Raw genomic sequence first — 14426 nt, forward strand, 5'->3', positions numbered from 1 at the left:
ACTCAGACGAATGGACGGGCCCAAGCGTTCCCCGGCCTGCGTCACGTGCAAAGTGGCAGGCGATAGAGGGTTTTATTGGGAATACAGCCCGATGAGTTTAGAATCCGCTCAGGTTTCCCTCCGAGTCAGCGACATGTCTATCAAATGGATCTGCAAACACCATACCGACCTGAGCATCGAACAGCTCTATGCCGTTCTGCGCCTGCGGGCCGAGGTATTCGTGGTCGAGCAGCAATGCGCTTACCTGGACGTCGACGGTCTGGACCTGACGGGCGACACCTGCCACCTGATGGGCTGGCAAAATGACCAGCTGGTGGCCTATCTGCGCCTGCTGGACCCGATCCAGCAGGGCGGCGACGTGACCATCGGTCGCGTGGTGACGGCACCGGCGATCCGCAAGATGGGCCTGGGCCACGAACTGATGGTGCAGGCGCTGGAACATGCCGAGCGCAAATGGCCCGACCAGCCAATCTATCTGTCGGCGCAGGCGCATTTGCAGGGCTATTACAGCCGCTACGGCTTTGATCCGGTGGGCGAAACCTACCTGGAAGACAACATCCCGCACATCGGCATGCGTCGCGACCTGGAATAACCGGCTTACGGGTAGCCCTTACGGATAGCCCAGCACGCCCTTGATGGTCGCCAGATTGCGCTCGATCCAGGCCTTGTCGATGGCGCCCCAGTCATGCACGCGGTAATCGCCGGCATGATTACGCGCGCCGTCGCGCTGCTCGAACTCACAGACGATGTCCAGATCGGCCAACGCCGCGATCGTGTCCTGCGCGGTACGCCGCGGCATGCCGGTGGCCGCCTCCAGCGCGGGCACACTGCGGGCCTGCCCGCTGTCGATCAGCCAGGCCACATACAGACGACGGTAGAAACTGCTTTTGGTTTTGCTGACTTGCATAGTGAACTGTACCTGCTGCCGTAGGAGCGCGCTTGCCCGCGACCGGCTGCGTTAGCAGTCGTAAATTTGTGGCGTTTCCGAAATTTTGCGAGCGCTAGCGCACTCGGTCGCGGGCAAGCGCGCTCCTACGGTTATGCGGTTTTTAGGGGCATGTCACGCCAGGTCAGGTACACGCGCAAATCGAATTCCAGCTGGTGATAACCGGGCAGCATGTGTTCGCACAGTTTGTAGAACGCCTTGTTGTGCTCGGTTTCCTTGAAGTGTGCCAGTTCGTGCACCACGATCATGCTCAGAAATTGCGGCGCTGCTTCCTTGAACAAGGAGGCCACGCGAATTTCTTTCTTGGCCTTGAGTTTGCCGCCTTGCACCCGCGACACCGTGGTGTGCAGGCCCAGCGCACGGTGGGTCAGGTCGAGACGGTTATCGAACAACACCTTGTCGATCGGCGGGGCATTGCGCAGGTGCTGGTTTTTCAGCTCCAGGGCAAAGGCATACAGCGCCTTGTCGCTCTGGATGGCGTGGCGCTCGGGATAGCGTTTTTGCAGGTAGTCGCCCAGTCGGTCCTGGGCAATCAACTGGCGGACCTGATCCTGCAGGGCAGGCGGATAGGCTTGCAGGTACTTGAGCGGTAACGGGCTGGACAAGGTCGGGACACACGCGCATCGAAAAGCGGCCAGTCTACACCACTCACACCACCTTCAAACCCGGCCCGCTCCACTGCCGGGTCATGCCCGTGGCCTGGGCGACGTCCATGGCGGCGGCCACCAGCGGCCCTTGAATCAACTGGCAACCGTGAGCCGCCAGCCACTGGTATTGCTCGACGCCGCTAACGCCATCGGCCATCACCAGCATGCCCAGGTTGCGCGCCAGCTCGATGATGCTGTGCGCCAGCGCCGCATCGCGCGGCGAGTCGAGCAAGGTGGCGATAAAGTGCCGGTCGATTTTCAGCGTGTCGAGCTCAAGGGTGCGCAAATGCGCCAGCGAACAGTCGCCAACCCCGAAGTCGTCCAGCGCCACGCGCACGCCGATGTCGTGCAACTGGCGCAATTGCTTGTGGCTGTGAGCCAGGTTGTGCACCAGCGAGCGTTCGCTGATCTCGACCTCAAGCTGCCCCGGACACAAACCGTGGCGCTCCAGGGCGCGCTGCAGTTCACAGGCCAGGTTCGGCAGGCAGAACTGCGCTGAGCTGATGCCCACGCTCACCACCAGATCGGCGTCGAACGCCGGGCTCCAGAGCTGGCGCTGCCGGGCGCCCTGATCGAACATCCAGCCACCCAGCCGGTTGATCAGCCGCGATTCTTCAAGCAGCGGCATGAACAAGTCACGCGGCACATCGCCGACCACCGGGTGCTGCCAGTGCAGGATGGCCTCAAAGCCGCGCAGCCGGCCATCGGCGAGGTGCACCTGAGGCTGGTAGAGCACCGAGAACTGCTCATTGTCGATGGCACTGCGCACGCTTTCTTCAAGCATCAAGCGCGAACGGGCGCGACCGTTCATGTTCGGGTCATAGAAACGGTACTGCTGGCGGCCGGCGCGCTTGGCCTCGTACATGGCGGTATCGGCGATGCGCAGCAAGCTGTCGAGGTCACTGCCACATTCGGGATGGGTGGCGATGCCGATGCTGACGCCCAGCGTGGCATCGATGCCGTTGACATGGCGGCGCACGGCAACCCGTTCGATAATCTTTTCGGCGATCTTGGCGGCCTGTTCCGGGTTTTCCAGGCCTTCGATCACCACGGCGAACTCGTCACCGCCGATGCGCGCCAGCACATCATAAGGGCGCATGCATTCGCGCAACTGCCCGGCCACCCACAGCAGCACCTCATCGCCGGCTTCGTGGCCCAGCGAATCGTTGATCATCTTGAAACCGTCCAGGTCCAGGTACAGCACCGCCAGGCATTTTTCAGCCCGCTGATTGCGCTGCAACATGCTCTGCACCGCCTTGTACAGGCCGCGACGATTCAGCAGGCCGGTCAGCGCGTCGGTTACTGCTTGCTGCTCCAGCTGCCGGTACAGGTCACGCTCGACCGACATGTCGAGGATGCTCAGTACCATGGCTTTCTGCTCGGCCGGCAGCGGCGCACTGGAAAAGGTCACCGGCAACTGGCCGCCGGTGCGGGTATTGAGCGTCGCGTCGTGAACCCGCCAGATTTCGCCACGCCGGTACCAGTTATGAAAACCGGACTCCAGCCAGTGACCGGCCTGCGGCTGGCAGACATGATCGAGCAGCGCCGAACCCTGCAGCTGTTGTTCGGTGCTGTCGAGCAAGCGGCAGATCGCCGGATTGGCGAAGCGCACGATGCCGTTCTCGTCGACCACCAGGATGCCTTCGGCGACGTTGGACAACACCGACTCGTTGAACGCCCGCGCCGCGTCCAGCTCCTGGGTCAGCTTTTGCAGGGCGCGGCGGTTGCGCTGCTGCTCCAGCAAGGCCTGGACCTTGGGCTTGAGGACATTGGGATCGAAGGGCTTGAACAGATAATCGACAGCGCCGCTGGCATAGCCCTTGTGCACCGCTTCCTGGCTTTGCTCGTTGGCGGTGAGAAAGATGATCGGGGTCAGGCGGGTGCGCTGGCTGCCGCGCATCAACCGCGCGACCTCGAAACCGTCCATGCCGGGCATCTGTACGTCGAGCAGCACCAGGTCGACATCACGCTCCAGCAGCACACTGAGTGCCTCGAACCCGGAGCTGGCGGTCACAATGCAGCGGTCGGCCCGCTGCAGGACTGCGCGCATGGTGACCAGGTTCTCGGGGTAATCATCGACCACCAGAAGCACCGAAGCGCCGTCACCTGGCTTGTCTTGCGCGCATTCCATGCCGTATCTCTTGTAAGTCGTAAGGATGACGCAAGGACACATGTCATCAAGTTGACACCAACTCTAGACCTGCCTGAGAAAAAGGATAAGAGCGCAGGCGCATTGCCATGCCAAAAGTAGGCTTTAGCCGACTAACGGTCGAGATCTTTAAACGTCCATCGGGTTCATCCCGGTAAACAAAAAAATGGCCCGCGCGTCACTCGACGGGCGGGCCATGGCCGGTCAGACAAGGATCAGCGCACGGCGTCCTTGTAGGCCTTGTCGGCGATGTCGAAACGCTCGCGCATGGCGGCCGAAGGCTTCTCGCCGGTCAGGCTGAACAGCACGATGGCCAGGGTCGCCAGGATAAAGCCCGGCACGATTTCGTACAGGCCGATGGTGGTGAACTGCTTCCACAGCACCACGGTCACCGCACCGACCACCACACCGGCCAGTGCGCCGTTGCGGGTCATGCCCTTCCACAGCAGCGACAGCAGCACGACCGGGCCGAAGGCTGCACCGAAGCCGGCCCAGGCGTAACTGACCAGGCCCAGCACGCGGTTGTTCGGATCGGAGGCCAGCAGGATGGCGATCACCGCCACCAGCAGCACCATCGCGCGGCCGACCCAGACCAGTTCGACCTGCGAGGCACTCTTGCGCAGGTAGGCTTTGTAGAAGTCTTCGGTCAGGGCGCTGGAGCACACCAGCAACTGGCAGCTCAAGGTGCTCATCACTGCCGCCAGGATGGCCGACAGCAGCACACCGGCCACCCATGGGTTGAACAGCAGCTTGGACGACTCGATGAAGATCCGCTCCGGGTTCTCGGTCACGGGACCGGCGATGTCCGGGTTGGCCGAGAAATAGGCGATACCGAAGAAGCCCACCGCCACCGCGCCGCCCAGGCACAGGATCATCCAGGCCATCGAGATACGACGGGCGCTGGCAATCGACTTGGCCGAATCGGCGGCCATGAAGCGCGCCAGGATATGCGGCTGGCCGAAATAGCCCAGGCCCCAGGCCAGCAGCGAAACGATGCCGATGAAGGTGGTGTTCTTGAACATGTCGAAGCTGCCCGGAATCTGCGCTTCGATGGCCAGGAAGGCCGGATCGACGCCGCCGGTGGCCAGCACGACAAAGATTGGCGTGAGGATCAGGGCAAAGATCATCAGCGAGGCCTGCACGGTGTCGGTCCAGCTCACCGCCAGGAAACCACCGACGAAGGTGTAGGCGATGGTCGCCGCCGCACCGGCCCACAGCGCGGTTTCGTACGACATGCCAAAGGTGCTTTCAAACAGACGGGCACCGGCGACGATGCCGGAGGCGCAATAGATGGTGAAGAAAATCAGGATCACGATCGCCGAAATAATGCGCAGGGCGCCGCTTTTATCTTCGAGGCGACTGCTGAAATAGTCCGGCAGGGTCAGCGCATCGCCGTTGTACTCGGTGTGGACGCGCAGGCGACCGGCGACAAACAGCCAGTTCAGGTAGGCACCGATGATCAGGCCGATGGCGATCCAGCTTTCCGACAGGCCCGACATATAGATGGCGCCCGGCAGGCCCATCAGCAGCCAGCCGCTCATGTCCGAGGCACCGGCCGATAGCGCGGTGACCACGCTGCCCAGGCTGCGTCCGCCCAGAATGTAGTCAGAAAGGTTATTGGTCGAGCGATAGGCCATAAAGCCGATCAGGACCATGGCGGCGATATAGATCACAAAGGTGATCAGGGTGGGGTTAGTGAAACTCATGTGTTCTGCCTTGGCATTGTTTTTATTCAACGTCCGGCACCTGAAGCCCGGACGCCATGCTGACTGAAGGCCCTCGCAAGCAGCCCTCGTCGTTAAGGTTGCACCGACGCCGGGCATCCTATTAAACATGACGATCAAGGTGCAACCACTTTTACCCGCACAGTTGCACCACATCACAGATGCAGGGTTACCCTGCAAAAAAGCCCGATTTGTGTGCAGTTGGTACAAGCTTCGCGGCAAATAGCACCAGAATCATGCACTTAACACCGCTCAACGGAACAGCTCGTATCGGGAGTGTAAAGATTGAAACAATTTGGGTTGCACTAGGTTGCACCCCGCTGTGCGCCCGGCTAATCTGCGCACACAGCCAAATGCCACATTCACAGTGGCGACAAAGAGGATAAAACATGGCCACCACCACTCTGGGCGTGAAACTCGACGACCCGACCCGCGAGCGATTGAAAGCAGCCGCGCAGACCATTGACCGTACCCCGCACTGGGTCATCAAGCAGGCGATCTTCAATTACCTGGAAAAGCTGGAGAGTGGTGCAACCCTGCTGGAACTCAATGGCCATCACAGCAAGGACGGCGACGACCGTGGCGAGCTGCCAAGCGATGCCGGTCACCAGAATTTTCTCGAATTCGCTGAAAGTATCCTGCCGCAATCGGTCCTGCGCGCCGCGATCACCTCGGCTTACCGCCGTCCCGAGCCTGAGGTGGTGCCGATGCTGCTGGACCAGGCACGCCTGCCTGCGCCACTGGCCGATGCCACCCACAAGCTGGCAGCCTCGATTGCCGACAAGCTGCGCAACCAGAAGAGCGCTGGCGGTCGTGCCGGTATCGTTCAGGGCCTGCTGCAGGAATTCTCGCTGTCGTCGCAGGAAGGCGTGGCCCTGATGTGCCTGGCCGAAGCGCTGCTGCGCATCCCCGACAAGGGCACCCGCGACGCATTGATTCGCGACAAGATCAGCAACGGCAACTGGCAACCGCACCTGGGCAACAGCCCGTCGCTGTTCGTCAACGCTGCGACCTGGGGCCTGTTGCTGACCGGCAAGCTGGTCTCGACCCACAACGAAACCGGCCTGACCTCCTCCCTGAGCCGCATCATCGGCAAGAGCGGCGAGCCGATGATCCGCAAGGGCGTCGACATGGCCATGCGCCTGATGGGCGAGCAGTTCGTCACCGGCGAAACCATCGGCGAAGCGCTGGCCAACGCCAGCAAGTTCGAAGCCAAGGGCTTCCGCTATTCCTACGACATGCTCGGCGAAGCGGCACTGACCGAGCACGACGCGCAGAAATACCTGGCCTCTTACGAGCAGGCGATTCATTCGATCGGCAAGGCGTCCAACGGCCGCGGCATCTATGAAGGCCCGGGCATCTCGATCAAGCTGTCGGCCCTGCACCCACGCTACAGCCGCGCCCAGTACGAGCGGGTGATGGAAGAGCTGTACCCGCGCCTGCTGGCACTGACTGTGCTGGCCAAGCAATACGACATCGGCCTGAACATCGACGCCGAAGAAGCCGATCGCCTGGAGCTGTCGCTCGACCTGCTGGAGCGTCTGTGCTTCGAGCCGCAACTGGCCGGCTGGAACGGCATCGGCTTTGTCATCCAGGCTTACCAGAAGCGTTGCCCGTATGTGATCGACTATGTCATCGACCTGGCGCGCCGCAGCCGCCATCGCCTGATGATCCGCCTGGTAAAAGGCGCCTACTGGGACAGCGAGATCAAACGCGCCCAGCTCGACGGCCTGGAAGGCTACCCGGTCTACACCCGCAAGGTGTACACCGACGTGTCGTACATCGCCTGCGCGCGCAAACTGCTGGCCGCCCCGGAAGTCATCTACCCGCAATTCGCCACGCACAACGCCCACACCCTGTCGGCCATCTACCACATTGCCGGGCAGAACTATTACCCCGGCCAGTACGAGTTCCAGTGCCTGCACGGCATGGGCGAACCGCTGTACGAGCAAGTGGTGGGCAAGGTGGCCGATGGCAAGCTGAACCGTCCGTGCCGCGTGTATGCACCGGTCGGCACCCACGAAACACTGCTGGCTTACCTGGTACGTCGCCTGCTGGAAAACGGCGCCAACACCTCGTTCGTCAACCGCATCGCCGACCAGTCGATCTCGATCCAGGAACTGGTGGCTGACCCGGTCAGCAGCATCGAGCGCATGGCCACCCAGGAAGGCAGCTGTGGCCTGCCGCACCCGCGCATTCCACACCCGCGCGACCTGTATGGCCGCGAACGCGCCAACTCCAGCGGCATCGACATGGCCAACGAACACCGTCTGGCGTCGTTGTCTTCAGCGTTGCTGGCCAGCGCCAACAACGACTGGAAAGCCGTGCCGCTGCTGGGCTGCGAGTCGAGCAAGGAAACCCCGGCCGCCGTGCTTAACCCGTCCGATCACCGTGACGTGGTCGGCCATGTGCAGGAAGCCACGGTCGCCGACGTCAATAACGCGATCCAGTGCGCCATGAGCGCCGGCCCGATCTGGCAGGCCACGCCGCCCGCCGAACGTGCCGCGATTCTGGAGCGTGCCGCCGACCTGATGGAAGGCGAGATCCAGCCGCTGATGGGCCTGCTGGTCCGCGAAGCCGGCAAGACCTACCTGAACGCCATCGCCGAAGTCCGCGAAGCGGTCGACTTCCTGCGTTATTACGCGGTGCAGGCGCGCACTGAATTCAGCAACGACGCGCACCGCCCGCTGGGCCCTGTGGTGTGCATCAGCCCGTGGAACTTCCCGCTGGCGATCTTCAGCGGTCAGGTGGCCGCGGCCCTCGCCGCCGGTAACCCGGTGCTGGCCAAGCCGGCCGAACAAACCCCGCTGATCGCGGCACAAGCCGTGCGCTTGCTGCTCGAAGCCGGCATTCCCGAGGGCGTGGTGCAGTTGCTGCCGGGCCGTGGCGAAACCGTCGGTGCCGGCCTGGTCGGTGACGAGCGCGTCAAGGGCGTGATGTTCACCGGTTCCACCGAAGTCGCGCGCCTGCTGCAACGCAATGTCGCCGGTCGCCTGGACGCTCAGGGTCGACCGATTCCGCTGATCGCCGAAACCGGTGGCCAGAACGCGATGATCGTCGACTCCTCGGCGCTCACCGAGCAAGTGGTCATTGACGTGGTGTCGTCGGCCTTCGACAGCGCCGGCCAGCGCTGCTCGGCCCTGCGCGTCCTGTGCCTGCAGGAAGACTCCGCCGACCGCGTGCTGGAAATGCTCAAGGGCGCCATGGCCGAAAGCCGCCTGGGCAACCCCGAGCGCCTGAATGTCGACATTGGTCCGGTGATCGACGCCGAAGCCAAGGCCGGCATCGAGAAGCACATCCAGGCCATGCGCGACAAAGGCCGCACCGTGTACCAGATGGCGCTGGCCGACACCGCCGAAATCAAGCGCGGCACCTTCGTGATGCCGACCCTGATCGAGCTGGAAAGCTTCGACGAACTGCAACGCGAGATCTTCGGTCCCGTGCTGCACGTGGTGCGCTACGCCCGTAAAGACCTGGATTCGCTGATCGAGCAGATCAACGCTTCCGGTTATGGCCTGACCCTGGGCGTGCACACCCGCATCGACGAAACCATCGCCAAGGTCATCGACAAGGCGCATGCCGGCAACCTGTACGTGAACCGCAACATCGTCGGCGCCGTGGTCGGCGTGCAACCGTTCGGCGGCGAAGGCCTGTCGGGCACCGGCCCCAAAGCCGGCGGCCCGCTGTACCTGTACCGCCTGCTCAGCACTCGCCCGCACGACGCGATTGCCAAATCGTTCAGCGCCGCCGATGCCCGCCTGGCACCCGACACCCGCCTACGCGATGCCCTGCTGCAACCGCTGCACGCCTTCAAGGCCTGGGCGGCCAGTCAGCAGCGCACCGAGCTGGTCACGCTGTGCGAGCAGTTTGCGGCGCAATCGCAAAGCGGCATCAGCCGTTCCCTGGCAGGCCCGACCGGTGAGCGCAACACCTACACCATCCTGCCGCGCGACCAGGTGCTGTGCCTGGCCGACGACGAAGGTGACCTGCTGGCGCAACTGGCAGCCGTACTGGCCGTCGGCAGCCGCGCGGTCTGGGTCGAGGCCGACACCACCCGCGCCCTGCGCAACCGTCTGCCGCGCGACATTCAGGAGCGCCTGCAACTGGTCGCCGACTGGAACCGCGACGAGGTGCACTTCGATGCCGTGCTGCATCACGGCGACAGCGACCAGCTGCGCGGCGTCTGCCAGCAAGTGGCGCAACGCGGCGGCGCCATCGTCGGCGTGCATGGCTTGCCCTACGGCGACACCGGCATTGCCCTGGAACGCCTGGTGATCGAACGCGCCTTGAGCGTCAACACTGCCGCTGCTGGCGGCAATGCGAGCCTGATGACCATTGGTTGATCAATAAGCGCTAACTGAAAAGAGGGCTTCGGCCCTCTTTTTTCATGCCCGGTTTAAACAGTTAATACTTAGTTTATTCAACACTTTCCTTGCACATGAACACGCTGTTTAGCGAACCCTTATTCAAGTAGTAGCCTAACAACACTATCATTTCTGTCAGTTGACGCCCCGTTCTCAAGATGATTGCCTGACCCTACATCAAGCCACCTCAAGAGAATGCTCATGGAACTGCTGAATACGATCACGGTTGATCACATCGGGGCTGATCTTCGTGAAATAACATTGTCCAGCGGCCTGCTTATAACCGAGCCGGCCGAACTGTCTGTCGATTATTTATTGATCGACTGCCAGCCCGGCAACTACAGCCCGAAACAAGGCGGCTTTGTAGCAGAACTGGATGCTATCGGCGTGTCTGTCAAGGTGCTGGAAAGCACCTGTGAAATGGATTTCAGGCCGCTGCTGCCCTGCTGGATTTCAAGCGTTCAGCAGGGCCGCTTTTTCAAGCGCCTGGTGGTTTTCGAACCGCAGGCCATCCCCGACGAAGCGGCGCGCAAGACCTGGCAAGTCTTTCAGGCGCTGCGGCTGTTTGCCGGCAACGACACGGCGTCGACGCTGGCACTGGGCATCATGGGCACACACGACGACAACAATGACGCCCTGGTCATGCTCAGGGTAAGCGTGTTTACCGCCGCAAGCCTTGCAGCGCGTGCGTCCTGGAGCCTGGTCAGCATTGTCGTCCCCGACGATATGGCCAGCAGCATCGCCCAGGAATTCCAGACCCTCAAGGCCCGCTATCTGGTCCCGCCACTGGCGCCGGCAGGTGTGCTGGACGAGATCGAACAGATCAAAAAAGCCTGGCCTCTGTTTGACCGCAGCCCGCTGAAAGCCGCCGTATCTCCCGAGGAAGTCGGTCTGACCGAGCGGCAATACACCATGGTCCATCAATACACCAAAGCGCTGTATGCCTATTTGAATGGCCTGTTGCGGGCCGATGATGTCACCAGCCCGCAACATGCTTACTTTCACGCCACTCTCGAAGCCCTGAGTACCGGGCTGGCGCAAATGAAGAAGTTTCGGGTCACGCAAACACCGGTGTATCGCTATTTGTTTGCCTTTCCGGGCATAGAAGAACTTTACGCCGTCGGCGCCGTTGCCCAGGAAGCGTCATACACCAGTACCTCGCGAAGAAACGGTGTGTGGTCGGGCGATTATCGGCTGATCATCAACAGTTCAATTGGCAAGGACATTGATGTTCTTTCGTATTTTCCCAATGAAGACGAAGTGCTGTTCGATTTCAAGATGAATCATGCGATCTATAAAGTCGATCTGAATGTGGTGCCAACAGTGATCACTGAGGTCTGGTCGCATGAAACGCTGCCGAACACCACCGACATTCAATATTCCCATTTGTGAGGATTGGTCATGGTCACGCTCGCCACACCGTCCAAAGACGCCGTTGACGTTATTCTCAAGTACGCCCCCAATGCGTCCAGCGCCCAGCCGGACATTGACCTGTCACTGTTTATCGAAGCGGTTTACGCGACCGATTTCATGGCACCGTTCGACTGGATCAAGGAGTTTCCTGACGGGGCACTGAGCTCTGCCAATCACGCGCCGCTGCTGACCGCAGACGCTGCGCAACTCAGAAAGCTGCTGATTGCCCACTTGCGCCTTGACCGTTTCCTCAACGGGCATCTGCGCAAGCTGTTGCAATCAGGCTATCTGGGCCAGTTGCTCGCACGACTCAAGGCGGTGCGCGCAACCTTGTGAGGCAGTGAAGTCCTCTACCGAAGCGTCAATGACTGGCAGGCAGCGGAAAAAACCGGTTCACCAATGCCTGCCCGGCCTGCCCCAGACGCGCCGCGTAATCGTCACGGCTAAACACATTGCCGGTGCGCATCTCATACAGCCGGTTGCCCGCCTGGGACGCCGGCACTTCGCGGATCTGCACCTTGATGAACCGGTACTGAGCACCGGTGACCTCCTGAATGCTGTGCACCATGAAGTAATGCCCGGGCGCAAACAGCGATTCGGCCTCTTCGTCCTCCTGGGAAAAGGGCGCGATGGGTGTGGCGCTGAGGTACTGCCCGGCCGGTAATTCGAAGACGATAGAGGTATCATCGAAGCGGATCGCCCTGTCGAACCCATACGATGGCGCGCCCGCCTGGCTGCTGGCGAACGCGCGGGTGACATACGGGTTTTCACTGAACGAGGTGAAATCGGTATTGACCAGCACATCGCCGGCCTTGATCTGGCCGCTGCGAAAGGTGAGGCCCGACGTGCCACGGGCGCTGCTGCCGCCACGGTACAGAGTGACGTGATTGTTGTAGCCGATTATGCTCAAGTCGTCGGCCAGCTCTTCGATCATGCGGACCTGATCATCGACCCTGACAATGCCGGTGCGCAGGTACTGATTGAAGTCATGCTCGTGCTCGGTGTAATAGTTCACACGCCCGCCGACATAACGGCCCTGCACCGTTTTGAAGACGCGGTATTCATCCCCGGACGCATCGACCAGCACTTCATCACTGCCGGTACCGGCCTTGATTTCATCGGTCGCGCTCATCTCATGCACATTGATCACCGCCTGTTGCCGCTCCAGGGCCAGGTCGGACAAGCGCTCCTCCTCTACGGAGTTCAATCTCATATACACATCCCAGAATGATGACTGCACCGTCGGGTAAGGCGCCACGTTCGCATCGCTAACGCCTGGCACCTGCATCGGGCGGCCACCGCTGAGGCGTAACGCCGGTAGCGTTTCCCATTGGCCTTGCGCATTGAGACGCACCGCCGTCGAGCCATCGAAGGCGAACGGGTTGAGCGGGTCGATCACCAGCCAGGCCTTGAGCGCCGAGCTGTAGCGCACCCGGCGCGCCGTTTCACCGAGCATGATCCAGGTATCGCCATTGGCGCTGCGCTCAATGCCCTGCATCAGGCCTTCGCCGGTGGTCAACGGCCCGTCATTGAGGTCTTGCAGCGCAGTCCACTCCCCGCTGTCGGCATCCTGCACGGCCCCGATCAGGCGTTGCGCGGCCGGTGCGCCCGAGAGCGTCGCACGCAAGGCAGGTACGGCATCGGCAAGCAATGGCAGGTTGAACAGCACGAAGATCGAATTGAGGATGGCGCCGATGACCCCGGCCTTGCGTTGCCGGGCGCGGCTGGCATTGATCGCCTGATCGATGTTCAGGCCGATATTGGCAATACCCGCCCCGACTATCACCAGTGCCAGCGGCCAGGCGAACACCGCTGCCGGGCCAAAGAGCCTGAGAAAGACATTGAAATAGCCGATCCACAGCTGCTTGCGCAGATCGCCGTTGGATGTCAGTTCATGCGCGAGCGCTTGCATTTCCTGCCGGGCAACACTGCGAAAATGCTCGAACGCATCACCGGCAATGGCTTGATCGTGCTGATTGATCAACGACAGGGTCGCGGTGTCGATGCGGTTGCCGTCAGCACCAAACGCCTGATCACGGATCTGGTCGAGTGCCGCACTCAAGGCCGCGCCGTGTTCTTCGCGGGCCACCGGCGAGCGCAGGAACAACGCCTCAAAGCCTTTGCGCAACGACTCGTCAGCCAGTTGCCGGCGAACCCATTCATACACGTCCCGCTCACTTTCACAGCAATGAAATGCCGGGGTCATGCCGGGCACATAAAGGGTTTGCCGGCCACTCGCCTCGACCAGACGCATGATCTGGCTGGACTCCAATCCTGCAATATCGAAGCTGCGCACGCTGATAGCGTGCAAACCTGCCTGGCTGGCTGGCGGTAGTTCATTAGCGTTGGCCGACTGCAAATCGGGGGTCGCTACCCGAGCAAGCCGGTGCAAGTCGCCCAGCGACAGGTCGCCATCGCGCGCTGCCAGGCCGGCCAGCGCCAGAAAACGCGCCCTGGCCAGTTCACAGAAGGTCTCTGCGTGAGCGCTCCAGAAGCTATCGACGCGCTGCTGGAAAAGGCCGGCGAAATTCAATGTCCAGAATCTTGCCAGCACGGTCTGCGGCAAGATGGCGACTTCGTTGCGGTCGTCATAGGTGCCGTGCTGCGGGCCATCGGTATAAAAGCCACCGTAGACCTGTAACTCGTCGGAGGCATCCTGATCGCGGGCGTTGAAGCGGCGCATCACCAGCTCGACCAGGGTCATCGACTCCACCGGCGTGCCGGCATGCTGCCAGCCGGTGAAAGAGCGCGAGCTGTTCGATGCACTGCCGAAGCGGTGCCACCAGACCGTGTCGGGGTTGAGCGTCTTGCCGGTCAGCTCGCGCATCAGCTTGCGGGCGGCGGACCAGGCCATGGTGTAGGCGTCGGGATAGTCCTGCATGAAACGCAGCGCTTTTTGTTTGAGCAGTGCTTCCTCAGAGACATAGCGGCGATCAGTGGCGTCAGACGGAAGAAATACGGGCGGCAACGTCATGGTTTGCTCCTTGATTGAGAGAACCATGTACGTGAGCAGACCGACCTGCCCGTGAGGTGTTAATTATTTAGGCCACGGCTGAAACAACCGGCATACAGCCTGTTTGCCACTTGATAGACAGACAAGCCTTTGACAGCCAGCCAATTCAACAGGTTAAATCGCTTGGCACGCGCGGTGCATGGTCAAGTGCCAGCACCGACGCTTCTCAA

At 61.5% G+C, this 14426-nt stretch carries 9 protein-coding genes; 4 read left to right on the forward strand and 5 right to left on the reverse strand.

The features are described from left to right. The first annotated feature begins 133 nt into the window (after positions 1–133). The gene (locus ACYAS9_RS28335) at positions 134–592 is read left to right on the forward strand and encodes a GNAT family N-acetyltransferase (RefSeq protein ID WP_463571817.1); all 459 of its coding nucleotides are present in this window, start codon (positions 134–136) and stop codon (positions 590–592) included. A gap of 18 nt (positions 593–610) precedes the next feature. Here the strand turns inward: ACYAS9_RS28335 and ACYAS9_RS28340 are convergent, their stop codons facing one another. The 4 genes from ACYAS9_RS28340 to putP form a co-directional block, all read right to left on the reverse strand. Beyond that, complete coding sequence (locus ACYAS9_RS28340) at positions 611–907, reverse strand: winged helix-turn-helix domain-containing protein (protein WP_463571818.1); 297 nt, start codon at positions 905–907, stop codon at positions 611–613. A gap of 131 nt (positions 908–1038) precedes the next feature. After that, positions 1039–1551, reverse strand: a complete 513-nt coding sequence (locus ACYAS9_RS28345) for a YgjP-like metallopeptidase domain-containing protein (RefSeq protein ID WP_463571819.1) — start codon at positions 1549–1551, stop codon at positions 1039–1041. Positions 1552–1594: 43 nt separating this feature from the next. Continuing rightward, entirely contained in the window at positions 1595–3724 is a 2130-nt protein-coding gene (locus ACYAS9_RS28350) for a putative bifunctional diguanylate cyclase/phosphodiesterase (RefSeq protein ID WP_463571820.1), read from the reverse strand. A 233-nt stretch (positions 3725–3957) separates the two neighbouring features. After that, on the reverse strand, positions 3958–5448 hold the full coding sequence (putP, locus tag ACYAS9_RS28355) for a sodium/proline symporter PutP (RefSeq protein ID WP_463571821.1): 1491 nt from the start codon (positions 5446–5448) through the stop codon (positions 3958–3960). Positions 5449–5855: 407 nt separating this feature from the next. On the opposite strand from putP, the gene putA reads away from it, so the two are divergent. The 3 genes from putA to ACYAS9_RS28370 all read left to right on the forward strand — a co-directional run bounded on the left by putA (position 5856) and on the right by ACYAS9_RS28370 (position 11579). Further along, positions 5856–9809, forward strand: coding sequence for a trifunctional transcriptional regulator/proline dehydrogenase/L-glutamate gamma-semialdehyde dehydrogenase (gene putA, locus ACYAS9_RS28360; RefSeq protein WP_463571822.1), 3954 nt, complete (start codon positions 5856–5858; stop codon positions 9807–9809). Positions 9810–10031: 222 nt separating this feature from the next. After that, positions 10032–11222, forward strand: coding sequence for an ADP-ribosyltransferase (locus tag ACYAS9_RS28365; RefSeq protein ID WP_463571823.1), 1191 nt, complete (start codon positions 10032–10034; stop codon positions 11220–11222). 9 nt (positions 11223–11231) lie between these two features. Further along, positions 11232–11579 carry a DUF6508 domain-containing protein gene (locus tag ACYAS9_RS28370; protein ID WP_463571824.1) on the forward strand — a complete coding sequence of 116 codons (348 nt, stop codon included), beginning with the start codon at positions 11232–11234 and terminating at the stop codon, positions 11577–11579. A gap of 25 nt (positions 11580–11604) precedes the next feature. On the opposite strand, the gene ACYAS9_RS28375 is transcribed toward ACYAS9_RS28370, so the two are convergent. After that, positions 11605–14217: a dermonecrotic toxin domain-containing protein gene (locus ACYAS9_RS28375; RefSeq protein WP_463571825.1), complete on the reverse strand. Its 2613-nt coding sequence runs from the start codon at positions 14215–14217 to the stop codon at positions 11605–11607. Positions 14218–14426 lie beyond the last annotated feature (209 nt).

The organism is Pseudomonas sp. HP_08, from assembly GCF_055284095.1.